This is a genomic window from Citrobacter enshiensis (genome assembly GCF_029338175.1).
In the GTDB taxonomy this organism is placed as follows: Bacteria; Pseudomonadota; Gammaproteobacteria; order Enterobacterales; family Enterobacteriaceae; genus Citrobacter_D; species Citrobacter_D enshiensis.
On record NZ_CP119862.1, the window covers coordinates 2,480,446 to 2,505,513 of the forward strand.

27 protein-coding genes and 1 pseudogene are annotated in these 25,068 nt (G+C 54.2%); 12 read left to right on the forward strand and 16 right to left on the reverse strand.

The window, feature by feature from the left end:
* Positions 1-90: 90 nt before the first annotated feature.
* On the reverse strand, positions 91-231 hold the full coding sequence (gene sra / locus P2W74_RS12085) for a stationary-phase-induced ribosome-associated protein (protein WP_203357834.1): 141 nt from the start codon (positions 229-231) through the stop codon (positions 91-93).
* 227 nt (positions 232-458) lie between these two features.
* Between sra and osmC the strand changes: the two genes are divergently transcribed.
* The gene (osmC, locus tag P2W74_RS12090) at positions 459-896 is read left to right on the forward strand and encodes a peroxiredoxin OsmC (RefSeq protein ID WP_192612216.1); all 438 of its coding nucleotides are present in this window, start codon (positions 459-461) and stop codon (positions 894-896) included.
* A 57-nt stretch (positions 897-953) separates the two neighbouring features.
* Here osmC and P2W74_RS12095 read toward each other — a convergent pair whose 3' ends face one another.
* From P2W74_RS12095 to P2W74_RS12120, 6 genes are read right to left on the reverse strand one after another with little or no spacing between them, the layout of a single operon-like run.
* Complete coding sequence (locus P2W74_RS12095) at positions 954-1,724, reverse strand: 3-hydroxybutyrate dehydrogenase (protein ID WP_276295184.1); 771 nt, start codon at positions 1,722-1,724, stop codon at positions 954-956.
* An 11-nt stretch (positions 1,725-1,735) separates the two neighbouring features.
* Positions 1,736-3,130 carry a GntP family permease gene (locus P2W74_RS12100; RefSeq protein ID WP_203357835.1) on the reverse strand — a complete coding sequence of 465 codons (1,395 nt, stop codon included), beginning with the start codon at positions 3,128-3,130 and terminating at the stop codon, positions 1,736-1,738.
* Between the two features lie 43 nt (positions 3,131-3,173).
* Positions 3,174-4,097: a 3-hydroxyacyl-CoA dehydrogenase family protein gene (locus P2W74_RS12105; protein ID WP_276291765.1), complete on the reverse strand. Its 924-nt coding sequence runs from the start codon at positions 4,095-4,097 to the stop codon at positions 3,174-3,176.
* Positions 4,087-5,292 carry an acetyl-CoA C-acetyltransferase gene (locus P2W74_RS12110; RefSeq protein ID WP_276291766.1) on the reverse strand — a complete coding sequence of 402 codons (1,206 nt, stop codon included), beginning with the start codon at positions 5,290-5,292 and terminating at the stop codon, positions 4,087-4,089. Before P2W74_RS12110 ends, P2W74_RS12105 begins: the two co-directional genes overlap by 11 nt.
* 10 nt (positions 5,293-5,302) lie before the next feature.
* Complete coding sequence (locus P2W74_RS12115; RefSeq protein ID WP_192612212.1) at positions 5,303-5,959, reverse strand: CoA transferase subunit B; 657 nt, start codon at positions 5,957-5,959, stop codon at positions 5,303-5,305.
* Between the two features lie 2 nt (positions 5,960-5,961).
* Positions 5,962-6,669: a CoA transferase subunit A gene (locus P2W74_RS12120; protein ID WP_276291767.1), complete on the reverse strand. Its 708-nt coding sequence runs from the start codon at positions 6,667-6,669 to the stop codon at positions 5,962-5,964.
* Between the two features lie 142 nt (positions 6,670-6,811).
* Here P2W74_RS12120 and P2W74_RS12125 point away from each other — a divergent pair, with 142 nt between their 5' ends.
* Positions 6,812-7,702, forward strand: a complete 891-nt coding sequence (locus P2W74_RS12125) for a LysR family transcriptional regulator (RefSeq protein ID WP_276291768.1) — start codon at positions 6,812-6,814, stop codon at positions 7,700-7,702.
* Positions 7,703-7,715: 13 nt separating this feature from the next.
* Here P2W74_RS12125 and P2W74_RS12130 read toward each other — a convergent pair whose 3' ends face one another.
* From P2W74_RS12130 to P2W74_RS12160, 7 genes are all read right to left on the reverse strand, one after another.
* Positions 7,716-8,654: an oligopeptide/dipeptide ABC transporter ATP-binding protein gene (locus tag P2W74_RS12130; RefSeq protein ID WP_276291769.1), complete on the reverse strand. Its 939-nt coding sequence runs from the start codon at positions 8,652-8,654 to the stop codon at positions 7,716-7,718.
* Positions 8,647-9,633 (reverse strand): ABC transporter ATP-binding protein, encoded by a 987-nt coding sequence (locus P2W74_RS12135; protein ID WP_276291770.1) that lies wholly within the window; start codon positions 9,631-9,633, stop codon positions 8,647-8,649. The genes P2W74_RS12130 and P2W74_RS12135 overlap by 8 nt, the downstream gene beginning before the upstream one ends.
* On the reverse strand, positions 9,630-10,526 hold the full coding sequence (gene ddpC / locus P2W74_RS12140) for a D,D-dipeptide ABC transporter permease (RefSeq protein ID WP_276291771.1): 897 nt from the start codon (positions 10,524-10,526) through the stop codon (positions 9,630-9,632). Before ddpC ends, P2W74_RS12135 begins: the two co-directional genes overlap by 4 nt.
* On the reverse strand, positions 10,523-11,545 hold the full coding sequence (locus P2W74_RS12145) for an ABC transporter permease (protein ID WP_203357844.1): 1,023 nt from the start codon (positions 11,543-11,545) through the stop codon (positions 10,523-10,525). Before P2W74_RS12145 ends, ddpC begins: the two co-directional genes overlap by 4 nt.
* 44 nt (positions 11,546-11,589) lie before the next feature.
* Positions 11,590-13,086, reverse strand: a complete 1,497-nt coding sequence (locus P2W74_RS12150; RefSeq protein WP_412767242.1) for an ABC transporter substrate-binding protein — start codon at positions 13,084-13,086, stop codon at positions 11,590-11,592.
* A 78-nt stretch (positions 13,087-13,164) separates the two neighbouring features.
* On the reverse strand, positions 13,165-13,746 hold the full coding sequence (gene ddpX / locus P2W74_RS12155; RefSeq protein WP_276291773.1) for a D-alanyl-D-alanine dipeptidase: 582 nt from the start codon (positions 13,744-13,746) through the stop codon (positions 13,165-13,167).
* Between the two features lie 14 nt (positions 13,747-13,760).
* Positions 13,761-14,627 (reverse strand): MurR/RpiR family transcriptional regulator, encoded by an 867-nt coding sequence (locus tag P2W74_RS12160; RefSeq protein WP_276291774.1) that lies wholly within the window; start codon positions 14,625-14,627, stop codon positions 13,761-13,763.
* Positions 14,628-15,031: 404 nt separating this feature from the next.
* On the opposite strand from P2W74_RS12160, the gene hdeB reads away from it, so the two are divergent.
* The 7 genes from hdeB (at position 15,032) to P2W74_RS12195 (ending at position 21,488) form a co-directional block, all read left to right on the forward strand.
* Positions 15,032-15,361 carry an acid-activated periplasmic chaperone HdeB gene (gene hdeB / locus P2W74_RS12165; RefSeq protein WP_276291775.1) on the forward strand — a complete coding sequence of 110 codons (330 nt, stop codon included), beginning with the start codon at positions 15,032-15,034 and terminating at the stop codon, positions 15,359-15,361.
* Positions 15,362-15,528: 167 nt separating this feature from the next.
* Positions 15,529-17,475, forward strand: a complete 1,947-nt coding sequence (locus tag P2W74_RS12170) for a methyl-accepting chemotaxis protein (RefSeq protein ID WP_276291776.1) — start codon at positions 15,529-15,531, stop codon at positions 17,473-17,475.
* A 138-nt stretch (positions 17,476-17,613) separates the two neighbouring features.
* The gene (locus P2W74_RS12175) at positions 17,614-17,928 is read left to right on the forward strand and encodes a helix-turn-helix domain-containing protein (protein ID WP_276291777.1); all 315 of its coding nucleotides are present in this window, start codon (positions 17,614-17,616) and stop codon (positions 17,926-17,928) included.
* Positions 17,921-19,189, forward strand: coding sequence for a type II toxin-antitoxin system HipA family toxin (locus tag P2W74_RS12180; RefSeq protein ID WP_276291778.1), 1,269 nt, complete (start codon positions 17,921-17,923; stop codon positions 19,187-19,189). Before P2W74_RS12175 ends, P2W74_RS12180 begins: the two co-directional genes overlap by 8 nt.
* A gap of 197 nt (positions 19,190-19,386) precedes the next feature.
* A complete protein-coding gene (locus P2W74_RS12185) occupies positions 19,387-19,785 on the forward strand; it encodes a RidA family protein (protein WP_192612199.1) in 399 nt (132 codons plus the stop codon).
* Between the two features lie 19 nt (positions 19,786-19,804).
* The gene (locus P2W74_RS12190; protein ID WP_276291779.1) at positions 19,805-20,773 is read left to right on the forward strand and encodes a threo-3-hydroxy-L-aspartate ammonia-lyase; all 969 of its coding nucleotides are present in this window, start codon (positions 19,805-19,807) and stop codon (positions 20,771-20,773) included.
* A gap of 79 nt (positions 20,774-20,852) precedes the next feature.
* Complete coding sequence (locus tag P2W74_RS12195) at positions 20,853-21,488, forward strand: helix-turn-helix transcriptional regulator (RefSeq protein WP_276291780.1); 636 nt, start codon at positions 20,853-20,855, stop codon at positions 21,486-21,488.
* 70 nt (positions 21,489-21,558) lie between these two features.
* On the opposite strand, the gene P2W74_RS12200 is transcribed toward P2W74_RS12195, so the two are convergent.
* Both P2W74_RS12200 and P2W74_RS12205 read right to left on the reverse strand, forming a co-directional pair.
* Entirely contained in the window at positions 21,559-22,875 is a 1,317-nt protein-coding gene (locus P2W74_RS12200) for a glycoside hydrolase family 10 protein (protein ID WP_276291781.1), read from the reverse strand.
* 105 nt (positions 22,876-22,980) lie between these two features.
* Positions 22,981-23,268, reverse strand: a complete 288-nt coding sequence (locus P2W74_RS12205; RefSeq protein WP_276291782.1) for a VF530 family protein — start codon at positions 23,266-23,268, stop codon at positions 22,981-22,983.
* A 298-nt stretch (positions 23,269-23,566) separates the two neighbouring features.
* On the opposite strand from P2W74_RS12205, the pseudogene P2W74_RS23600 reads away from it, so the two are divergent.
* The 3 genes and pseudogenes from P2W74_RS23600 to P2W74_RS12215 all read left to right on the forward strand — a co-directional run.
* Positions 23,567-23,726: pseudogene (locus P2W74_RS23600) on the forward strand (ISNCY family transposase); the annotation flags it as partial.
* Positions 23,727-23,984: 258 nt separating this feature from the next.
* Positions 23,985-24,374 (forward strand): hypothetical protein, encoded by a 390-nt coding sequence (locus P2W74_RS12210; RefSeq protein ID WP_276291783.1) that lies wholly within the window; start codon positions 23,985-23,987, stop codon positions 24,372-24,374.
* A 47-nt stretch (positions 24,375-24,421) separates the two neighbouring features.
* Positions 24,422-25,048, forward strand: a complete 627-nt coding sequence (locus tag P2W74_RS12215; protein ID WP_203357859.1) for an SMI1/KNR4 family protein — start codon at positions 24,422-24,424, stop codon at positions 25,046-25,048.
* Positions 25,049-25,068: the final 20 nt, after the last annotated feature.

Genomic DNA, 25,068 nt, shown 5'->3' on the forward strand with positions numbered 1-25,068 from the left:
AAAGCATTGTGTATAGGTAGAGGGGTTTTATAAGCAAAAACACCATTGCGGTGGCAATGGTGTTTGTCGTCATATCAACACAGGCGGGGACTAGTTGCTGTCAGCGCGGCGTTTTCTTCCGGTTGGATTGTTGACCACGCTGGTTTTGTCGCCTTCGGTCACGGTTTTACGTTGGTTGGAGATTTTGTGGTCCTGTCCAAGAATATGACGGGCCTGACGGTTCGATTTCATTCTAACTCCTTAATCCTGTTAATGGTTTCAAGGATGAGTCCGCGCGATGTCGGACGAAATACAACCCCATAGAAAGCCGCTCTCAGCGAAAACGGCTTACTGGATGGTCGACCATTTTATCTGAAAGGTCAATGTTTAAGCGGTAATTCAGAACGTTCTCTTATCTATCCGGTTTGCGTACAGGCGTCCTATACTTGTTATCCCGACGACAATTAAGGAGAGTAGCAATGACGATCCATAAGAAAGGTCAGGCACACTGGGAAGGCGACATTAAACGCGGAAAAGGCACCGTTTCAACCGAAAGCGGCGTGCTGAACCAGCAGCCTTACGGGTTTAACACGCGCTTTGAAGGCGTCAAAGGCACCAACCCGGAAGAGCTGATTGGCGCCGCGCATGCGGCCTGTTTCTCGATGGCGCTTTCGTTGATGCTGGGAGAGGCCGGATTTACGCCAACCTCAATCGATACCACGGCAGATGTCTCACTGGATAAAGTGGATGCCGGTTTTGCGATCACCAAAATTGCGCTGAACAGCGTGGTGGTGGTGCCCGGTATTGATGCGTCGACCTTTGACGGGATTATCCAGAAAGCGAAAGCCGGGTGCCCGGTATCTCAGGTATTGAAGGCAGAAATTACCCTTGATTATCAGTTACAGTTAACACCGTAACTGACCCTGTTGCGCTTACCGGCCTGCGATCGCGCAGGCCGGTAAAGGTAACAAGATTTACTGCGCGACCCAGCCGCCATCCATATTCCACGCCACGCCGCGCACCTGAGCTGCCCCTTCGGAACATAAAAAGAGCGTCAGCTCGCCAAGCTGTTCTGGGGTGACAAACTCACGGGAAGGCTGTTTTTCCGCGAGCAGCGCATCGCGGGCGCTTTCCGGCGCTGCGCCGTCGGCAATCCGTTTGTCGATTTGCTGCTGTACCAGTGGCGTCAACACCCAGCCAGGGCAGAGGGCGTTACAGGTCACGCCGCTTTGCGCTGTTTCCAGCGCGGTGGTTTTGGTCAGTCCCACCACCCCGTGTTTTGCCGCCACATAGGCGGATTTCTCTTTCGAGGCGACCAGCCCATGTACCGAGGCAATATTGATGATGCGTCCCCAGTTACGCTCGCGCATCCCCGGCAGCGCCAGTCGCGTGGTGTGGAACACGGACGAGAGGTTAATCGCAATGATGGCGTTCCATTTTTCCACCGGAAAGGTCTCAACCGGGGAAACATGCTGGATCCCGGCATTGTTGATGAGAATATCCACGCCGCCAAACTCGCTTTGCGCGTAGCGCATCATGTCGACGATTTGTGTTTCATCACTGAGATCGGCGCCATGATAGCCCGGCGTGGTGCCGTATTGCGCCACGCGATCTTTTGCCGCCTCAATATCGCCAAAACCATTAAGAATAATGTTAGCGCCTGCTTTGGCGAGCACCTGCGCAATCCCCAATCCAATACCGCTGGTGGAACCGGTAACCAGAGCGGTTTTACCGTGTAAATTCATCATGATTCTCCTCAGACAATGCCGGTGGCGTAAAAGACGCCGATAACAAACAGAACGGCCAGACTTTTAATCACGGTGATGGCAAAAATCCCGCCGTAAGCCTGACGATGACTCAATCCGGTGATCGCCAGCAGCGTAATCACCGCCCCGTTGTGCGGCAGCGTGTCCATACCGCCACTGGCCATTGAGGCCACGCGGTGTAGCACTTCCAGCGGAATGTTCGCCGCGTTCGCCGCCGCAATAAAGGTGTCGGACATCGCCGCAAGGGCAATACTCATCCCACCCGATGCCGAGCCGGTGATCCCGGCAAGCGTGGTGACGCTAATGGCTTCGTTGAGTAGCGGATCAGGAATGGCCGCCAGCGCTTTCGACAACACCAGAAAACCTGGCAGGGCGGCGATAACAGCACCGAAACCGTATTCTGATGCCGTATTCATTGCCGCCAGAATGGCGCCGCCAACCGCGGTTTTACTGCCTTCCGCCATGCGGCCATGAATATTGCGATAACCGAACACCACCACCAGGATGATCCCGGAAATCAGCGCCGCCTCAACGGCCCAAATCGCGGTGATTTTGCCCACTTCGGTGGTAATCGGTTTGGCAAGGCCAGGAAGTTCCAGCTGATGCGTCGCACCGTACCACTTCGGGATCCAGCGGGTAAACAACAGGTTAAACACCCCCACCAGAATCAGTGGCGAAATCGCAATGATCGGGTTCGGCAGATTAATATTATCCGGCGTTTCCGGCTCATTGAGCAGATTGCTACCGTACCCTTCGTTTTTCGCCTGCGCTTTGCGACGCTGGCGTTCCAGATAAAAAAGCCCGACGCAGATGATAAACAGCGAGCCAATTAATCCGAGCCAGGGCGCCGCCCAGGCATTGGTACCAAAAAAGCTGGTCGGGATGATGTTCTGGATCTGCGGCGTTCCCGGCAGGGCATCCATGGTGAAGGAAAACGCCCCCAGCGCCACCGTTGCCGGGATCAGCCGTTTAGGAATATTGCTTTGTCTGAACAGTTCCGCCGCGAACGGATACACCGCAAACGCCACCACAAACAGCGACACCCCGCCGTAGGTCAGCAGCGCACAGACCAGCACAATCACCGGAATGGCATGCCGCCGCCCCAGGATATTGATTGCCGCGGCGACAATCGAGCGGGAAAAACCGGACAGTTCGATCAACTTGCCAAACACGGCGCCCAGTAAGAAGACGGGGAAGTAGAGTTTTACAAAGCCGACCATTTTCTCCATGAATAAACCGGTAAAGGTCGGGCCAACGGCGCTCGGATCCGTCAACAGAACAGCGCCTAATGCCGCGATGGGGGCAAACAGGATGACGCTGTATCCACGATAGGCTGCCAGCATTAGCAGGCCCAACGCGGCCAGGGCGATTAACACACTCATCAAGACTCCTCAATATCATTGTTATAGTGGGGTACAGAAAGAGAAGTTACGGCTTTAAGGCAAAGCGCAGTTGATGTTCCCGACGCTGTTGGATGTACTCCTTACGGGCGTCATCCCAGCGATAAAATCCCTGACCGCTGCGTAAACCCGTCTCACCACGCGCCACTTTTTCCGTGACCAGCGACAGCATGTCGCTGCCGGTTGCCAGTTCAGGCAGCAGATGCCGACAGATATCCTGCACCGTTGAAAGACCGGTCATGTCTGCGGCTTCGAGCGGTCCCACCATGGCGTAACGGCGACCTAACGACGCGCGCATCACCTGATCAACCACCTCGGCGCTGGCGATCCCGCTTTTCACGATATGCAGTGCTTCACGTAACAGGGCGAATTGCAGACGATTACCGACAAACCCAGGCGCGGCGCGATCGAGCACCACCGCTTCCAGCTGCATGTCAAGCAGGAGATGTTGTAGCCAGCCCGTCAGCTCAGGCCGGGTGGCGGTGCCGGGCACAATTTCGACCAACGGGATAAAGTGGGGTGGATGCCAGAAATGGGCAATCAGCAAGCGCTCAGGGTGCTTCAGCGGCGCGGCCAGCGCGTCCGGCGGCAGCCCGCTGGTATTACTGGCGATCACCGTGTCGGGACCAATGCACGCTTCCAGCTGTGCATACAGCGCATGTTTAAGCTCAAGGCGTTCAGGGATGGCTTCTACCAGAACCTGCGAGGAGGCGACATCCTGCAGCGTGGTGGTGCCTTTCAGTCGGCGAATCACCGCCGTTTTATTCTCGGGCGAAAACTGCCCGGTGGCGATCAGCTCATCAAGAATTGATCCTGCAACGGCGCTAATTTCGGCAATTCTGGCGCTATCGGTATCAAACAGCCAGACTTCATGCCCGTAACGGGCAAAGTGGGTGGCAATCCCGACGCCCATCAATCCCGCCCCGAGGACGGCGAAGTGGTTACTTTGCATGATGGGCTCCCGTTGGGCGTTCCACCGCCAGCGCCACGCCCTGGCCGCCGCCGACGCACAGCGTCGCCAGCCCTTTGGCAACATCACGGCGCGCCATTTCATGCAGCAGCGTCACCAGAATACGGCAGCCGGATGCGCCGATCGGGTGGCCCAGCGCAATGGCGCCGCCGTTGACGTTAACCTTGTCACTGTCCCATTGCAGCGAATCGCCGACCGCCAGCGCCTGGGCGGCAAAGGCTTCATTGGCTTCGATAAGATCAACGTCATTAAGCGTCCAGCCCGCACGGGACAAGCACTCGATACTGGCATTCACCGGACCGATACCCATGATTGACGGGTCAACGCCAGAAACCGCATAACCGGAGATGCGTGCGAGGACCGGCAGATTCAGTGCTTGCGCTTTACGGGCGCTCATCACCATCACTGCCGCCGCGCCGTCGTTGAGAGAAGAGGCATTTCCCGCCGTGACGGTGCCGGTTCCCGGGCGAAACGCCGGTTTGAGCTGTGCCAGTTTTTCGGCGGCGGTATCCGGTCTTGGTTGCTCATCGGTAGTGACCAGACGCGGCGGTTTTTTGCCCTGTGGAACGCTAACCGGAGTGATTTCCGCGACAAAGCGCTCTGATTCCATTGCAGCTGCCGCGTTTTTTTGCGAACGCAGGGCGAAAGCGTCCTGACGCTCCCGGCTAATGGCGAACTGTTCCGCCAGATTCTCTGCGGTAATGCCCATATGGTAATCGTTGAAGGCGTCCCACAGTCCGTCATGCAACACGCTGTCTTTCAGACTCGCGTGACCCAGGCGCAGTCCGGCGCGGGCGCCGTCGAGAAAGTAGGGGGCATTACTCATGCTTTCCTGTCCCCCGGCAATGACGATTTCCGCATCGCCGCAACGAATCGCTTGCGCGGCTTGCTGTACCGTTTTTAGCCCGGATCCGCAGAGCAGATTCACGGTCACGGCAGGCGTTGTGACGGGTAAACCGGCGTTTAACGCACTTTGCCTTGCGGGGTTTTGTCCGCTGCCGGTGGTGAGTACCTGACCAAAAATCACTTCATCAATCAGTTCAGGCGAGACGGCGGTTTTCTCCAGCAAGGCCTTAATGACCGCCGCGCCGAGTTCAACAGCGGAAAGGGGCGCCAGCGCGCCATGAAAACTGCCAATCGGTGTCCGCGTTGCCGCGACAATAACAACGTCCTGCATGATGTTCTCCTCAGGCAAAGTGCATTTCAGGAACCCGATCTGCAACGATCAGCTTGCCTGCGGTTTTCTCAATGATTTCTTCCACGCTGACGCCAGGGGCTCGTTCACGCAGAATGAACGCGCCATCGGCGATGTCGAGTAACGCCAGGTCGGTCAGAACACGTTTGATACATCCCACGCCGGTCAGCGGCAGGGTGCAGGCGGGCAGTAATTTGGATTCGCCGTTTTTGGAGGCGTGGGTCATGACGACGATGATGTTCTCGGCGCCGGCAACCAAATCCATTGCGCCGCCCATCCCTTTCACCATCTTGCCGGGGATCATCCACGAGGCGATGCTGCCGTTGACGTCGACCTCAAACGCGCCGAGCACCGTCAGATCGACGTGACCGCCACGGATCATGGCGAACGATTGCGCAGAATCGAAAATGGCTGCCCCTTTGCGGGCCGTTACGGTCTGCTTCCCGGCATTGATCATGTCGGCGTCGAGTTCCCTTTCGGTCGGAAATGCCCCCATGCCCAGCAAACCGTTTTCTGACTGCAGCATCACGTCCATTCCGTCGGGAATATAGTTCGCGACCAGCGTAGGAATGCCAATCCCCAGATTGACGTAGTAGCCGTCGCGCAGTTCGCGGGCGACACGCATCGCCATTTGTTCACGCGTTAACATGGTCAGACTCCTTGGGCTCGCAGGGTGCGTTGCTCGATACGTTTTTCGAAATGCCCCTGGATAATGCGGTTGACGAAAATACCGGGGGTATGGATGGCGGCGGGATCAAGCTCGCCGGGAGGGACAATCTCTTCAACTTCCACCACCGTGATTCGCCCGGCGGCGGCCATTAAGGGATTGAAGTTTTGCGCGGTATGGCGGTAAATCACGTTCCCGTACCAGTCGGCTTTCCAGCCTTTAACCAACGCGAAATCACCGGTGATCGCCCGTTCCATGATGTAAGGACGACCGTCAAATTCACGTACCTCTTTGCCTTCAGCGACGGGCGTACCGTAGCCGGTAGCGGTAAAGAAGGCGGGAATGCCCGCGCCGCCAGCACGCAATTGCTCTGCCAGTGTTCCCTGCGGTGTCAGTACAGCATCCAGCTCGCCGCTCAATACCTGTTTTTCGAACAGCGCATTTTCGCCGACATACGAGGCAACGACTTTGCGTACCTGGCGGTTGTCCAGCAGGATGCCAAGCCCAAAACCGTCCACGCCGCAGTTATTCGACACCACCGTTAACCCCTGAACACCCCGGCGGCGAACTTCCTCGATCAGGTTCTCCGGAATGCCGCATAAACCAAACCCGCCCGCCAGCAGCGTCATGTTGTCGGTCAGTCCTTCCAGTGCCTCTTTATAGGTGGCAACCCGTTTATCCAGTCCAGCCATACACTTGCCCCTCCTGTTAACCTTGCCGACATCATTAGGGGCGAAAAATGATTTGTTAATTTTAAATTTGTGACTCACTCATTTGGTTTTTTTATCAATTTAATGTTAATTAAACGTATTCAATAGGTTAAAGAGAAGAAAAATGAGAATGAGCATCAAACAGTTACGCGCGTTTTTAGCGGTAGCTCACACTCTTAATTTTGCTCATGCCAGTGACCGGCTGAATATGTCGCAACCCGCACTGAGTCTGGCCATTAAAGGGCTGGAAGAGGCGCTTGGCGGGGCGCTCCTGTTGCGAACGACCCGTAAAGTCACGCTAACCCAGGAAGGGGAAACGTTTCTGACGATGGCGCGACAGCTGCTCGCCGACTGGGAAAACACCGAAGAGGCGATGCGCCAGCGGTTTACCTTACAACGCGGAAAAGTCTCCGTTGCCGCCATGCCGTCCTTTGCCGCCAATGTGTTACCGCCGGTACTGAAAACCTTTCGCGATCACTATTCCGGGATCAATGTCACCGTCCACGATGTGATTAATGAACAGGTGATTGAGATGGTCAGTGAAGGGCGGGTGGAGATGGGCATTGCGTTTGAACCGGAGTTTTCCGGGCACCTCCATTTTACGCCGCTGGGGATGGATCGCTTTATCGCCATTGTTCCACCTGACAGTAAACTGGCCGCGCGTGAACGCATTTGCTGGCGAGAACTGCTGAGTCTGGATTTCATTGCATTACAGCGTCCCTCGGCGGTTCGCCTGATGCTGGAAGAGAAGCTGGCGCAAAGCGGTCGGCCGCTGGAAGTGGCGCTCGAAAGTCACCAACTGGTGACTATCGGGCGTCTGGTGGCGAACGGATTAGGCGGCAGCGCGGTACCGGCGTTATGCCGCACCCAAATGACTGAACTGGGCGCGACCTGTCTGGATCTCGACGGGCCGGTGATCGAGCGCCGGGTTGGGGTGCTGTGCGCGGCGCATCGAAAACTGTCAACGGCGGCCCAGGCGCTGATGGAAACCCTGAAAAAGGCCTACAACGCCTGACGCAAACCGGGCATCAACGATCCTCAAGCGCCCGCCAACAGCGCACGTCACGCCCCGACTCCTGCGGGAGTAACGCCTGCTTTTTCTCGCATCCCTGCGTCGCTAACGGGCAACGGTCGCGAAAAAAACAGCCCTGCGGCAGGGTTCGATTACCGGGAAGTTCGGTTTTACGCAATACGAGATCTTCCGCCAGCGGCACGCCTGTTTTCGGTACTGAATCAAGCAACAACCGCGTATAGGGATGCGCGGGCGTGGTTAATACTTGCCGGGCATCACCCAGTTCAACAATTTGCCCAAGATACATCACCGCGACGCGATCGCTCATGTGCCTGACCACCGAAACGTTATGTGAGATCAACACATAGGTCAGGTTTCTGCGGGCCTGGAGAGAAACAAGCAGATTGAGGATTTGCGCCTGTACGGAGATATCCAGCGCCGACGTGGGTTCATCCAGCACAATCACATCCGGCTCAGAGGAGAGCGCCCGCGCGATAGCAATACGCTGGCGTTGCCCGCCGGAAAACGCATGGGGAAGACGGTCGAGATACTCCGGACGAATTCCCACCAACAGCGCCAGCTCTTCCGCCAGCGCACGGCGTTCACGCTCGCTGTTATGCTTTTGGATCCAGACCGGTTCGGTAATGATCCGCCAGATCGGCAATCGGGGGTCGAGCGAGGAGAGCGGGTCCTGAAACACCATCTGCATCCCCTTGTTTGATCCACGCCCCCGGGAGCATTGCCCCTGACTGGGTTTCAGCATCCCCATCAACAGCTGCGCCAGCGTGCTTTTGCCGCAGCCGGACTCTCCGACAATGCCGAGGGTTTCTCCCTCGCGGATCTGCAAATCCAGTCCGTTCAGGGCGTGAACCCGTTCGGTGACGCGCCCCAGCCAGTTGCTGCGGGCCGGAAAATTGACGTGCACATCCTGTAGCGCCAGTAAAATATCAGACATGCGTTGTCTCCAGTTGCGGATACCAGCAGGCAGATTGCTGCGTCGTGTCGCCTGTGCGGCGCATCGGCGGGATAACATCACACTGCCGTCCGGCGGCGAAACAGCGCTCGCGGAAGGCGCATCCGGTAGGTAAATGGGTGAGATTCGGGACGGTGCCGGGGATCGCGGGCAGCGGTTGTCGAGGCTGGCCGTGTTCCGGGGCGCATTTCAACAAACCGATAGAGTAAGGATGCGTGGGATGGCGAATCACGTTTTCCGTCGGGCCGCTTTCGATAACGCTGCCGGCATACATGACATACAGCCTGTCACACAGCTGCGACACCACCGCCATATCATGGCTGATAAACAGCACGGCTGTCCCGCTGGCGCGCGCTTTATGTTTGAGTAAGCGCAACACCTGAAGTTGTACCGTAACATCCAGTGCGGTTGTGGGTTCATCGGCAATGATCAGATCCGGCTCGCAGGAGAAGGCCAGCGCGATCATCACACGCTGGCGCATACCGCCGGAAAGCTCAAACGGAAATCGCGACATCACCTGAGCGGCGTCCGGGATTTGCATCTCTTCCAGCAGAGCGATAGCTTTCTGCCGCGCATCGTAACGGCGCATTGGCTGGTGGTGGCGGATCACTTCCACCATCTGTTGCCCAATGCGTCGGGTCGGGTTCAGCGCGGTCATCGGCTCCTGGAAAATCATCGCCACCCGCGCACCACGCCACTGGCGCATCTGTTTTTCACTGGCGTTCAGAACATCTTCACCCAGTAATGAGACGCGTCCCTGATGAATGCGATAACTGCCTTCCGGCAGCAAACGCATCGCCAGCATCGCCGTCACCGACTTACCGGAGCCCGACTCGCCAACCACGCCAACAATTTCGCCACGCTGAATATGCAACGACACCCGGTTCAGGGCATGAACCTCGCTGTTGTAGCCCGGAAAACTCAAATGCAGACCTTCAATTTCCAGTACGGGTTGCGTCATGACTGTTTTCCTCCGGCTTTGGGGTCCAGCAGATCGCGAATACCGTCGCCAAACAGATTAAATCCCACGGCGGTGATGAGGATCGCCGCGCCGGGGAAGGCGCAATACCACCACTGGTCGAGAACATAATTACGGCCAATCGCCACCATCGCGCCCCATTCTGCGCTCGGCTGTTGTGCGCCGAGGCCAATAAAGCCCAGCGTCGCGGCCATCAGGATCGCGCTGCCGATATCCAGCGAGGCCTGAACAATCAGCGGCGGCAGCGAATTGCGCAAAATATGCCAGCTGATCAAATGCCAGCGTGATGCGCCATAGGTCCGTGCCGCCTGCACATAGGCGTACTGACGGACAACCAGCGTTTGTCCGCGCGCGAGGCGCACATAAAACGGGATACGGACAATAGCGATCGCCATCATGGCGTTAAACAGACTGGGGCCGAGAGCCGCCGCCAGCGCCATGGTGAGCACCAGCGAGGGAATCGACAACATAATGTCCATCATGCGCATGATGACGGCATCGGCACGCCCCCCCATCACGCCCGATAAACAGCCGAGCAGCGAACCAATGCCGCCCGCAATACCGACCACCACCAGACCGGCAACGATAGATTGCTTGCTGCCCACCAGGACGCGGCTGAACAGATCGCGTCCGACTTCATCGGTGCCAAACCAGTGGCTGGCAGAAGGCGGCAGCAGGCGGGCGGTTAAATCGATGGCGTTCGGGTTATAGGGCGTGACCCACGGCGAAAACACCATCAACAGCAGCATCAGAACAATAATGACGCCGCCAATCAGCGTCAGCGGACTGCCTTTGATAAGCCACCATAGCTTCGCCCAGTCGATGCGACGGCGGGTAGTTTGCGGTGGCGTCTGCGTTTCCTCGGTTAACATCATTCAGCACCTCCGCGACCAATACGGGGATCGATCCACAGGTAGAGTAAATCCACGAGCAGATTCACCAGCACGTAAGCAAAAGAGACCACCACGGCAAAGCCCATGACGGCGGGGAAGTCGAGCGCCTGAATTGAGGTCACGACCCATGCGCCCATCCCCGGCCAGGCAAACACCGTTTCGGTGAGTACCGCGCCATAGAGCAAATCGCCTAACGCCAGTCCCAGAACGGTAATGGACGGGATCAACGCGTTAGGCAGCGCATAACACAACACGATGTACCAGCCTGGCAGACCGCTGGCGCGCGCGGTACGAATATAATCCTCGCTCAGTTGTTCCAGCATCGCGGAGCGAATTTGACGCGCCACAATGCCCAGATGCACAAAAGCGAGGGTCAGTGCGGGTAAGATCAGGTGCTGTAGTGCATTGAAAAAGACCTCGCCATTGCCTTCCAGCAGGGCATCGATCAGATAAAAACCGGTGACGTGATTCGGCGGGTCCAGCCAGTCGTCGAGCCGTCCGCCGCCAGGCAGAATTTGTAGATGACCGTAAAACAGCACAATCACGCCAAGCCCCAGCCAGAACGCCGGGGTTGAAATACCGGTAATGGCCATCAGACGCACCAGATGATCCAGCCAACGGTTGCGCCATACGGCGGATAAAATGCCCAGAGGAATGCCGATAACCAACGCCAGCAGCAGCGAGCAAAACGCCAGTTCCAGCGTCGCGGGGAAGAAGACGCGCAGTTCGTCCATCACCGGGCGTCCGGTACGAATCGAGGTGCCCAGATCGCCATGAAAGAGATCGCTCACATAGCGAAAGAACTGGATATACAGCGGCTGGTTAAGCCCTAACTGCTGGCGAATATTCTCCACAATCTCGTCGCTGGCGCGATCGCCTGCCAGCAAGCGCGCAGGGTCGCCAGGAATCAGATGTGAAATAATAAAGGTAATCACGCAAACCCCAGCGACTACCAGGACGAGTCCCCAGCATCGCTGACGTAAAATGGACCAGAAAGTCATTGGCTTCCCCTTGCGGAGCCAGTACGGCTCCGCATCAACGTGGCTTATTTGCTCATGGTGGAAATATTGAATACCTGCTCCAGCATCGGGTTGAATACAAAGCCTTTGACCTCTTTGTTCATCGCCAACTGGTAGTTTTTCTGGAACAGATAAACGTAAGCGGCCTCGTCAATCACGATGGTTTGCGCCTGTTGGTAATCCTTCGTCCTCGCCATCTGGTCGGTGGTGGCCAGCGCGCTATGCAGCAGTTTGTCGACGTCGGCGTTTTCATAGAATGAGCGGTTGCCCGGCAATCCTTTCTTATCGGACTCAAACCAGTAGTTCATGAACATATAGGGGTCGGCGAAATCCGGGCTCCAGTTACCAATAGCGATGTCATAATCACCTTTGCCGACGCGGTCGCGCATGGTGGCATTCGCCAGTTTTTCCAGTTTCACAGTGATGCCAAGCTTACTGAGGCTGGCCTGGGTCGCGAGGGCGATCGGTTCCCAGTTCGGATCGTTATCCGAATAGAGGAAGCTGAGGGTCTTCGGTTTGGCGGCAACGTTCTCCCACGCGGCTTTGGCTTTTGCCTCGTCTGTACTGTATTGCATCGCATTGGCATCATAGCCCCACATGCCTTCCGGAATCGGCCCACGCATCTGCTTGCCGTTGCCGCTCAGAATGCCGTTCACCATGCCCGGATAGTCTGTTGACCAGGAGATAGCGCGGCGTAAATCAACCTGATTCAACGGCGCTTTACTGTTGTTGAGATAGAGATACGTCACCCGCAATGACGGATACTCGGCCACCGTCACGTTGCCTTCCTGTTTTAACGCGGTGAGCTGATCAACCGGTAAGGCATCCGCGATATCGATGTCCCCGCGCGACAGTTGCAGGCGACGGGAGGCGCTCTCGCCAATGATTTTCACCGATACGCGTTTAAACGCTGGTTTCGCGCCAGCGTAATGGGGGTTTGGCACCAGGATCAATTGCTGGCCTTTCTGCCAGCTTTTCAGCATAAAGGGTCCGGAACCCGCCGTGTTCTGCGCCAGAAAACCGCGCGCATCGTCCGCCGCATGCTCTTTCAACACCGCCGGGTTGATGATGGAGGCGCCATCGTTAGCCAGCGTATACAGGAACGGCGCAAAGGGCTGAGTCAGCGTAAATTTCACCGTATGATCGTCAAGCGCTTCCACTTTCAAATCTTTCGGGAAGGCTTCCGCTGGCCCCTGACCAATCTTCAACAGACGCTCAAACGAGAGCTTCACCGCCTCGGCGGTCACCGGTGTACCATCCGCAAATTTGGCCTCGTTATTGAGCGTGAAGGTCCACTCTTTTTGATCGTCAGAAGCTTTCCAGCCGCTCGCCAGATCGCCTTCCACCTCCGTAGAGCCTTTGCCGCCCTCCGTTTTGTACTGCACCAGGCGCTGATATGAGGGATAGGTCACCGTCCAGTCGTTGTTGTCGATGGTGACCGCCGGGTCGAGGGTTTGCGGATCGGCCGCTTTGCCGATCACCAGCATATCTTTGGGGACGGCGGCATAACCTGGCAACGCCATTGCCAGAGCTGCGGCGATCAATGCAAGGCGAAACAGCGAGGCTAATGTGATTGTTGTATTCATGACCTTGCTCCAGAATTAAAGTGTGTGTTGTGTTGTCGTGGGTGAAAAACAGGCAATGCAGTCGTCGAGTAAGGGGTATTTCGCGGCGGCGGGTAACTCGAAATGCCACCATTCGCTGCCGATCCCGACAAAACCGCCACCGAACATAATCGCGTTCAGCAGCAGGCGATTTCGCTGTGCCTGCGGCGGCACCGACGGGTGATACGCATGAGAACGGTCGTGCATTTCGTCAAAACCCGCGCCCATATCCAGCACCTGACCGTTTGCGTCCTTTAGCGTGACGTCGATAGCGGTGCCGCGGCTGTGATTCGACCCAATCGCCACATCAACCACATACTGCGGGTCAGGGCAGACCTCCCACAGAATAGATTGCGCTTGCTGAGGGCGATAAGCGTCGTACACCACCAGAGACAAGCCCGCCAGTTGCGCAATGCTGATGCTTTTTGCCAGCGCAGCAACGGCGTCTTTGTGTAACAGGCAACGCGCTTCCCGATAAATGGGCGCGCCGGTGAGGTTATCGGCCGTGGCGTATTTGAGATCGATATGCAGTGACGGGAAGATCGCCGCTACATCGCGCAGTACGGGGTTTTCTGACATAGCACAGTTCCTGTTTATTGTTCGAATTGACCAAATTCTTGTTGTAATTGACGGTTGGTGTGTAAGCGTTCGGCGAGGGTATCGCCCAACTGCTCAACCACGCTGGAGAGTAATAAGTTGAACAGACAGCTGACGGGCGCCAGGGAATCCCAGAAATGCCCGGTATCGGTTTTTACCTGTAATAAATCAATGGAATAGTCTCTTGCCCACGGACACCAGACATCGGTGACCAGCGCCAGCGGAATGTGCCGTTCACTGGCCACGCGACAGTAGTGCCGTGCGGTGGCGGAGTAAGCGCGGGTGTCGGTGATCACCACATAGGGCTGCGTAAACCCTGAATTCAGCGATTCAACCCAGCTCCCTGATAACCCTTCGGAATAACTCACTTTAGGGCGCAGATATTCCAGATGGCTAAAAAAAGCGTTAGCGATCCCGCGAGTCGACTGGATCCCCAGAATGTAGACGGCTTCTGCGTGAGCCAGTTGCTGTGCAATCCGTAAAAACGTTTCACTTTGCGCCAGTTGATAGACATGGCTAATGGCGTCAACTTCCAGCGATAACGACTGCTGCGCGCGGTCCGGCAACCGCTGTTGTTGCTGCCACGATCCCAGACGCTCGTTCATTCCCCAGGGCTGATAGGGGATAGAGGGGAGTTCGCGCAGACTCGCTTTGGCATCCTCAAGATTGCGAAAACCGAGTTTACGCAAATAGCGTCCCACCGTGATCCCGCTGGTGCCAGTCGCTTTGGCGATGCCGTCTGCCGTTTCAAAGGGGATCTGCGCCGCATGGGTCAACAACCAGCCTGCAACACGCTTTTCGCTTGGCGTTTGCTGACTGAATGTGCGTTCAATACGGGCAAATAACTCAGGTTTCACTGTCATTACCGTCTCGCTGTTAAGTCGCTGTCAGATGCCGCGTTGCTGTTATCTGATTAACAATGCAGGACGCGTGCCATACCCTCGACCGCCGTCCCGACGCCCCTTTTGTTAAATCTCGGTAATTTTTAATTAACTAATGATCAACATTTGTGCAGCGTAGTTCACTTTTGGTGCAACGGCTGTAGAGGCGGGGGCGGAATATGTTGAATTCGTAGACACGATCACAAAGCGCAGGGGGTTTTAATGTCTGATACATAAAAATCAGCCGCCGGAAATATCAATAATAGCCATAACAACCGCCAGCGACTTTATTCCTGAAATGTCTGGGGTATTATTTCTTCCGTCCTACATTAACGGTTTAAAGCGCGTGTGTAGATATTAATTATTGTGTTTATGGAGTCACAAAAATGAATAAGTTCTCCCTTTCTACAGCAGGTATTTTGGTGGCGGCGCTGTTGACCAGTGTAAGCGTAAGTGCAGCAACGGATAACGCCAAAACTGAAGTCACACCCAAAGGTATGAGCTGTCAGGAGTTCGTTGATCTGAATCCGCAAACCATGGCGCCGGTAGCTTTCTGGGTGCTTAATGAAGATGAAGATTTCAAAGGCGGTGACTTTGTTAGCTTCGACGAAACCGTGACCACAGCGGTTCCGTTAACCGTTGAAATTTGCAAAAAACATCCTCAGAGTGAATTAAGTAAAATTAAAGACGAAATCAAAAAAGAATTATCTAAATAAGTTTTAGCGTTATTAAAACCCGGCCAAAGTGCTGGGTTTTGTTATTTGTGACATTGTCACCTTCAAGTCATTAAGCGATCACCATGCTTTATCACCCAACCGCCATAAAGATATAAATTTGCGTGCCGATACTGGTTAAACGTTCGCCTTTTGCATAAGGAGTTTGTATGGCCTGGTATCCCTCACGTATTTCTACCCGTTTAACCCTCGGCGGCATTTTGCTGTTGGTCGTCACCACGCTGGTCATCGTGGCGATTATGCTGTGGCGCGGTCAGCCACGGGTTATCGAGATCAATTCCGCCCTTATTGAGGAGACGGGACAAGGTCTGACCCGGCATCTTAGTACTGTCTTATCACGTATTGAAGGGGAAACCGTCACCCTCGCGCGGATGGCCGAAGTGCTTCCCAATGATGAGGCGCTTTATCGCAGTGTGGTTCCCCATCTGATTGGCGAGCAGAATAATGCAATGATTACCGGCGGCGGGATCTGGCCAGAACCGGATGCCTTTACGCAGGGCGTAGAACGTCGAAGTTTTTTCTGGTCGCGTAACGCCGAAGGAAAGCTGATATTTTCAGATGACTACAACGTGCCTGGCGGCAACGGTTACCACAGCGAAACCTGGTATCAGCAGGCGAAAGGGCATTCTCAGGATAGCTGTCTTTGGTCTGATGTTTATCGTGATGCGATCTCCGGTGTCAACATGGTGACCTGTAGCATTCCGTATCGTCACGCAGGTGCGTTTGCTGGCGTCGCCACTACCGATATCCGTCTGGATAATGTCGCGACGTTTATGCAGCAACAGGGTAATAGCACTGGCGGCTACGCCTTTGTGGTGGATAAGCAGGGGCAAATTCTCTATTTCCCGCAGGCTGACCCGGCAAAATACAAGACGTTCAGCGATCTGCTCAGCACGTCTGACTGGCTGACGCCTGTGGCAGAGAGCCTGAAATCACTACGCGGCAGCGCTGAGATGACATCCATGGCGCTCGAACATGACAACATCCTTAACGCACCTTCACGGGTTATGCTGTTCCCGATGCCGGACACCGGTTGGGTGGTCGGTCTGGTCACACCGCAAGAGCGCATTGTCGGCCTGGCGAAAGTGATGATGCAGGATGTTCTTGAAGTCCTGATCCCGATTATGACGCTGTTGCTGGTGGGTGCATGGCTGGTGGTGCGCAGGCTTATCTCCCGGCTGGATGACACACGCCGCGCCCTGGATGATATTGCGCAGGGGGAAGGCGATCTCACCCGACGTCTGGATGTGCGCGGGAAAGATGAAATTTCTGATATCGCCCAGGCATTCAACCTTTTCGTCGACAAAATAGCTGCCATTTTGATCAACGTGCGTAGCAGTAGCGTCGTTGTTGCCAGCAACGCCGTCAGTCTGGCAGACAGCAATACGGAGTTATCCACGCGCGTGACGCAGCAAGCGGCAGCCCTTGAGGAGAGTGCGGCGGCCATGGAACAGTTAAATGCGACCGTGCATCAAAATTCAGGCAACACACAGTTAGCGGACGAGTTATCCGAAAGCACCGCGCAAACCGCGAACCGCTGCGGCGATGTGATGCAGGGGGTGATTTCGACCATGGATAACGTCAGCGCGTCATCCGGGCGGATGGTAGAGATTGTGGCGGTGATCGACAGCATTGCATTCCAGACGAATATCCTGGCGCTCAATGCGGCGGTTGAGGCCGCACGGGCCGGTGATGCCGGGCGGGGATTTGCGGTTGTCGCCTCAGAAGTGCGTACACTGGCGCAGCGTAGCGCCACTGCCGCGCAAGAGATCAAAACCTTAATTGATGGATCGGTCTCGCATGTGAATACCGGAAGTCAGCAAATTCATCATGCGGGTGACCGACTGGAAGAACTGGTCAGCAATGTACGGCAGGTAAGACAGTTGATGGGGGAGATCCGTGTTGCGGGGGAAGAACAGCGTAAAGGGGTTTCTGAAGTGACGCTGGCCGTCACCGAAATGGACAGTACCGTTCAGCAGAACGCCTCGCTTATTGACGATGCGGCGACGCGTACCCAGGTGCTGAAGGAAGAGGCGGAGCAGCTGGCACTGCTGGTTTCTTCGTTCAGACTGCCGGAACCTGTCACGGCCAGTTAACTCCAATATTAAGTGCATTAAACTGCATTAGTGCACTTAATTCTTTTATTTTGGGTGTTGTGCTGGTTTGCGCACATTCATAATTAACTCTATAATATTGTGGATAAAGTGCAATTAAGCGAGATAAGCCACCCTATTATGGATTTAATGCTCAGAACGCCCGTTGAGATCGTCAAACTTCTCTGCGAACGATTACGCAAAGAACGCCTGTCAAAACAGATGACCCAGGCGGAGGTCGCCGCACGCGCAGGAATTGGCGTGAATACCGTGTCGAATCTCGAGGCCGGACGAAATGTGGGCTTTGAGGGGCTGGTCAGAGTAGCCGTGGTGCTGGGTTTAGGGGATGAACTGGAAAACCTGTTCAAACCGAAAATTGTGAGCCTCGATGACATGGTGCGCTACGAGGAGAGTTCAGCACGTCAGCGCGTGAGAAGGAAAAATGACGATGCCTGAACACATTGATGTCTTTTATGAAGGATGGGGGGAACGCTGGCGTTGGGGCCGACTGATGTCGTCCACCGCCATGACGGGACGCCCGTTGATTGCCTTCGAATACAGTGAGGAAGCCGTACGCAAAGGCTTTGAACTCTCCCGCTTGACCCTGCCTCTCAACGGTCCTCGCTTACGACAAGGTTTTCCCGCCCATCAGCTTGGTCTGCCTGGCCCCGTTTATGATTCATTGCCCGATGGTTGGGGAATGCTGCTCATGGATCGATTGTTTAAACGACGGGGACTCAATGCCGCGCGCATTGGCCCTCTGGAGCGATTGACCTGGATCGGCAGTAATGCGATGGGCGCCATGACATTCCAGCCGGTTCAGCCGGACGCACAAACCGTCAGCGCACAGGAGATCCCCCTTATTCAGTTAGCCTCTGAAGTGCAGGAAGTGTTGAGCGGCGAGGGCGGCGAGTTCCTGCAAAAGTTACTGCAGATGGGCAGTTCGCCGCAGGGCGCAAGACCTAAGGCGTTACTCTATCGTGACACTGTCACAAAAAAATTCACCACGTCACCGCAACCCGGATACGAAAGTTGGTTAATCAAATTTCCGGCCAGAAATGAGCACGCGGAAGTCTGCGCCATTGAAGCGGTGTACTCTGAATGCCTGCGTCGGTGCGGTATTGCCACCCCGGACACCGCTTACTTTTCGCTGGATGATCAACAGGCTGCGTTTGCCACGCGTCGCTTTGACCGCAACAACGATCGCCGTGTTCCGATGCAAAGTCTGGCCTCTTTTACCGGGGCGAATTATCAGGTTCCGGGGGCGCTGGACTATCGCAGTTTTTTACGCGCCACCCAGATATGCACCAACGATGTCAGAGAAAAAGCCGTCGCCTTTGAGCGAGTGGTCTTCAACGTGGTGTTTAACAATCGGGACGATCATCCGAAGAACTTTGCCTGGCTGATGTCCGCAGAGGGCAACTGGACGCTGGCCCCCGCTTATGATGTCACCTGGTGTGAAGGGCCTGGCGGCTATCACCAGATGGATGTCATGGGCGAGGCATTAGATATCGACAGAAAACATCTGCAGACGCTGGGCGAACAGGAAGCGGAGTTAATGCCGGAGAAGGTGGCCGAAATCATCGCGAAGATTTGTGCGGTCGCAGCCAGATTCAGTGAGATAGCGAAAGACCTGTATCCCGGACACATTACCCAGGCAACGCTTAACACAATACAAAAACGGATCGCTGAAAATATCCGTCGTCTGAACGCATGACCTGACCAAACCACAGGTCGCTGATGCCTAAAAAGCCGTGTTGAATACCCTCAACACGGCTTTTTTATTGGATTTATGGTTGCTCAAAATGTGATCCCGGGGCAGAGAAAAGGGTTGGCGAGCAGGAAGAACCGCGTTATATATACATAAAGTATTAAATTAGACGTTTTGTATTATAACCTATACGGAGAATACGTATGTCTTCCGACATTATCCTCAGAAACATGACGTCCGGCGTGAGCCCTGCAGGCCACTATTCGCACACCTGCACCGCCGGGGGTTTTGTGTTTGTCTCGGGTCAATTACCCGTTACTGCAGCGGGTGAGATCAATCCCGCCGCCTCGTTCGAGGAGCAGGTGCATCAGGTGCTGGCAAACCTCGATGCCTGCCTTGCGGCGGCGGGAACAGACCGCGCTTCACTGGTGTCGGTCAGAATCTATGTCACCGATGTCTCGCAATGGCCCTTGTTCAATCAGATTTACGCACAATGGCTGGGAGAGTTTAAACCTGCTCGCGTGGTGGCTGGCGTTGATGCGCTTCATTATGGATTTGCCGTAGAAGTTGAAGCCGTTGCCCTTGCTCGTTCGTCTTCCTGAACTATTCGGAGTTAACAACATGACTTCACTGCAATTCCCTGAGTACAACGATGTGGTTGCTGCGGCACAGCGCATCGAAGGCTATGCTAACCGCACGCCGGTGCTGACCTCCCGTACGGTGAATGACGCGTTTTCGGCGGAGGTATTTTTCAAGTGTGAAAACTACCAACGTATGGGCGCATTTAAGTTTCGTGGTGCGATGAACGCCCTCAGCCAGTTTACGCCGGAGCAACGCGCGGCGGGCGTCGTGACGTTTTCTTCCGGCAATCACGCCCAGGCCATTGCGCTGGCGGCAAAGCTATTGAACATCCCCGCGACAATTGTCATGCCGCACGATGCGCCTGCGGCAAAAGTGGCGGCGACAAAAGGGTATGGCGGCAATGTCGTTGTTTACAATCGCTATACCGAAGACCGCGAGCAGATTGGCCGGGATCTGGCGACAAAACACGGACTGACGCTCATCCCACCCTACGATCACCCACACGTGATTGCCGGGCAGGGGACTGCCGCCAAAGAGTTGATCGAAGAGGTCGGCCCGCTCGATGTGCTTTATGTTTGTCTGGGCGGCGGTGGATTGCTTTCCGGTTCGGCGTTGGCCGCTCGACATTTGTCGCCAGAGTGCAGAATTTATGGTGTCGAGCCAGAAGCGGGCAATGATGGACAGCAATCATTTCGCAGTGGCAACATCGTCCACATTGATACCCCCAAAACCATTGCCGACGGCGCGCAAACCCAGCATCTTGGGCAGTATACGTTTCCGCTCATTCAGAAACACGTCGATGATATTCTTACGGTTTCCGATCAGGAACTTATTGACTCAATGATCTTTTTCGCCGAGCGGATGAAAATGGTGGTTGAGCCGACCGGCTGCTTAGGGTTTGCTGCGGCGCGGGCCAATAAAGAACGGTTACACGGGAAACGGGTCGGGATCATTATCAGCGGTGGTAACGTCGATATCAGCCGTTATAGCGAGTTTCTGGCGGGCTAAATACGTGAGGATATCTGGCAGCAGATATCCTTTTTCTTTAGACTGCACCGGGAATATTGCGTCGTTCGCAGGAGAGAAAATGTCTAAACCCGAGGAAAATTCACTGTTAGGCCAACTTGATATCATTGCTAAAGGGCTCAGTGAAACCTTTTCGCCATTCTGCGAAGTTGTTGTGCACGACCTTAAAAATCCCGAACATGCGATTCTCGCGATCCATAACAACTTATCCGGCAGGGAAGCAGGGCAGCCCGCGACCGAGTTGGGGCTTGCACGTATTGCCTCGCCGGATTTCCCCAACATTGTGGCGAACTACGCTAATCAATTTGCCGATGGCCGTCCGGTGAAAAGCACGTCGATTGGCATTAAAGATAATGAGGGCAAGTACGTCGCGGCCCTGTGTCTGAACGTAGACATGACGCTCTTTCGGGGCATGCAAAGCGCGTTAGCGCGCTTCACCGAGATCGAAAACACCGCCGTACAGGAACATATCGAACCGACAGGATCTGAGGCGATCCGCCAGCGTATCGACAGTTACGCCGCCAAACGTGCGACCACGGCACGCGCACTCAATGTTGCCGACCGCAAAGCCGTTATTCAGGAATTACGCAAAGACGGTCTTTTGGATGTGAAAAAATCGATGGAGACTATCGCTCAGCATCTCGGTATTTCCAGAGCAACGGCGTATCTCTATGCCCGTCAGGAAAGTGAAATATAGCTCAACCCGACAACGTGCAATCTACTGGCTGCACGTTGCCAGGCGTTAATGACAGGGAAGGGAAGGCCCGTTAACTGCCCCAGCGACTTCTCAGATAGTTGACCGCCTGCTGCGTTTGCGGCTGGTTGAGATAGTCTTCTCTGAACAGGATCGTGCCGCTAATTTGTGGCACCGATTCATTCAAATCAAGCTGCTTTTTAAGCTCCGGCACGCCGCCATTGACCATCCAGTCCGGTTCATTTTTGGAGGGTTCGCCCACTTTGTACAGGGCAATGCCGATATAGAGCCGCGTGTTGGTCGGTTTCACGACATCGGCCCACCATTTTGCCAGCACATCATAACGGGCCGCGCTGCGCGAAAAAGGCCAGTAAATTTGCGGGGCGATGTAATCGAGTAATCCTTGCTGAACCCAGCGACGCGTGTCGGCAAAGGATTCATCGTAGGCAGCGGCGCCTCGCGTATCGGAACCGGCGGGATCGTGTGAGCGATTACGCCATACACCGGCCGGACTCACACCAAATTCAACGTCAGGTTTAAGCTTATTAATGGTGCGCGAAACTTGTTCTATCAGTAATTGCGTATTGTGCCGACGCCAGTCCGCTTTCGACGCGAATGCGCCGCCGTATTTTCGGTAGGTTTCATTATCATTGAGCGTGGAACCTGGGGACTCTGTATAGAAGTAGTCATCAAATTGCACGCCATCAACCGGATAACGTGAGACGACTTCAGCGACGATGCTGGTTATCCAGTCACGTGCCTCCGGAATACCCGGATCGAGAACAAAACGATCGCCTGCAGTTCGAATCCAGTCACGATGCAGTACATAAACGCTGGAAGGATGTTGCGATACGGTGCTGTTCAGTTCGGCGACGGTCGACGGTTTCGTGTTGGTGGAGACGCGATACGGATTAAACCATGCATGCACTTTCATGCCGCGTTTATGCGCTTCATCAAGCATAAATTGCAGCGGGTCGTAACCCGGATTTTCGCCGATGGTGCCGGTCATGAGATCTGACCAGGGCAAAATCTCCGAAGGCCAGAGTGCCGTACCGTCGGGCTTAACCTGGAAAAATACGGTATTGATACCAATGCTTTTCAGCTGATCCAGCTTATCGGTTAGCGCTTTTTGCTGCTGACGGACTCGACTGGCGGTATCACTCACATTGACAGATGACACCGGCGGCCAGTCAAGGCGAGAAACCGTCGCCAGCCAGATACCGCGCATCGGCTCCTGACTCTGTTGAGATTTACCCGGTGTGACTGGCGTTGACGGAGTGACAAGCGAAACCGGAGGTTCTGAGGAACAACTGGAAAGTAAAAGCGCCATTGCGATAAGTGAGAATGACTTTTTAGCCATGAGCTGGAAGCGACGAGAGCAAATATCCATGTATGCCTGTTTTCCGGTGATCACGTGAGAAGGTCATTCTCGTATTATTCGAATTTAAGTCAATACGAAGCGTGCGGTATACAGGCTGACGGGCAGTGCAGGGGATTAATCCTGCTTGCTGCGCCCCTCGGTCCACGGATTAAAAGCAGGTTCATCCTTTGCTTCAGGCTCCGCATCATTCAAAGAATCAAGGTACAGCGCTTCAACTTCCGCGCGGGCCCACGGCGTGCGCCGCAAAAATTTTAAACTCGATTTGACGCTTGGGTCATTCTTAAAGCAGTTGATGTTGATCAGTTGAGCCAACTTCACCCAGCCATAACGTGCAACAAGTGCATTAATTTGCATTTCAAGCGTCACGCCATGTAAAGGATCTTTAGAAAAGTGAGCAGTCACAGGATGTCCCGGCAATTCAGATTTGGGGTGAGGGTACAAGAAAGTGGCGTCATCAGCAATGTAGTGCCAGCAATAAAGAAGCTGGCTGGCGACTATTTTGTACCGATAGATTCAATTTAACATAATATACATTATGCGCACTAATGTTGTAGAGGCTTAATGCTAATGTCCGTTCTGGGCTTTTTCCTCAGGGTTAAGATATCCGTCACGTAGTCTCTCCACCGAGGATTTAACCGACTCAAAATCCGGTTACGTATGAAGGTGTTCGAGGCTTGCGTTCAGTAATCACGGGTATCATCGAACTATTGTTGAACCATCTTTGCTGAAATCCCCAGGCGCAGCGCATGAAAAACTTGTTCAGATTGATGGATGTGAGCACCACTGGTTTGAAGATCGATGCCACTGGCTATGTTGATGATGCGACCAGCCGACTTATGCAGCTCCTGTTCGTCAGTTCTGGTTACAATATGATAAGAAGCCTTATCTGCTTGAAGATTAGGAAAACGGCACTTCCCTGCCCTTTGCCATTTACGCCTGGCTATTAGGGATGCTTTTTTTGGTGCCTTTAAAGGTGCTATAGCTCGGTTTAACTATGCAGCAACGTTCCCGTAATCAGCTACAATCAGCCAGTTTGAGTAACATCATGGTGTTGATTACAAACCAAATGAAAATAAAAACGCTTAACTGGTTAAATTTTAAACAGAAAAGGAAATTTCATGAATTCAGATGAGCTGCAGTTTTATGAAGACGACGAAGGCATTACCGTTGATTTAATTCTGCAGGCCTTCGGTCCTGATCCGGTCCAGTGCATAAATCTTGAGTCTGAGTTTGCGGTTCAAAAAATGAAAGACGACATCGATTTTCTCGTTAAGAGACAGAATGATTTCTACCAGATAATCAATGCAGAAGCCAAACAATATTGTGCCCGTGTATACGGAGCCAGCGTGAATGATCTTACACTGGTAAAAATATACCTTTCTCCTGAGGATAAGAGTCAATTTGGCTTCATGTTTGCCACTTCCCTTGACCCGGAGCATGGATTAGGGTTTAAATTTCATGGAATTGAAATGAAAAAAACAGGAAGTAGTGAAACAGCATTTCTGTGAACCTTCAAATACATATTAAATATTAAATATTAAGGCAGTGATAATAAATGAATTTATCTTCCACCGACGCCACATCAGCCAGTCATACCCCGCCATTGGTCTGGCCAGAATTTACCAATGACAAGGCGCAATTAGAGTGGTGGCTTGCCTGCGTCAAGGCATATCGCGCGGAGTGGGCAAAACCTGCGAGCCTCACGCCAGTTAACGCCCAGGAAATTGATGCGCTTGAACAGCGTCTTGCTTGCCCACTTCCAACGCCGTTACGCACGTATCACGAAAACATTGGTGTACTGGATCTATCCGAAAGTTTGTGTAGCGTGACGCCTGTGAAATACAGCAATATTGAACCACTACTTGATGCTTATCCCGGTATTACAGATATTCTGGAGGATACGCCTGAATCAACCTCGCTATGGACGCTGGTTAATCAACTTATTGTCTTTGGCGACTATCTTGGCAACGGTAATTTATGGTGTTTTCACCGCAATACCGGCGAAGTCTGGTATTTTGATCATGACAGCTCACCTATGCTAACGAAAATGTTTACCGATGTGGGTCAGTACCTCGATATTCTGATGTTCATGTGCCTGTTGTTTATTCATGATGAGGAAGGAAATGAGGAACTACTGCGAGAGCGCCTGGGCGATGAAATCGTAGAAAAATGGATGTATTAGGGGTTCAACGCAGAAAACTA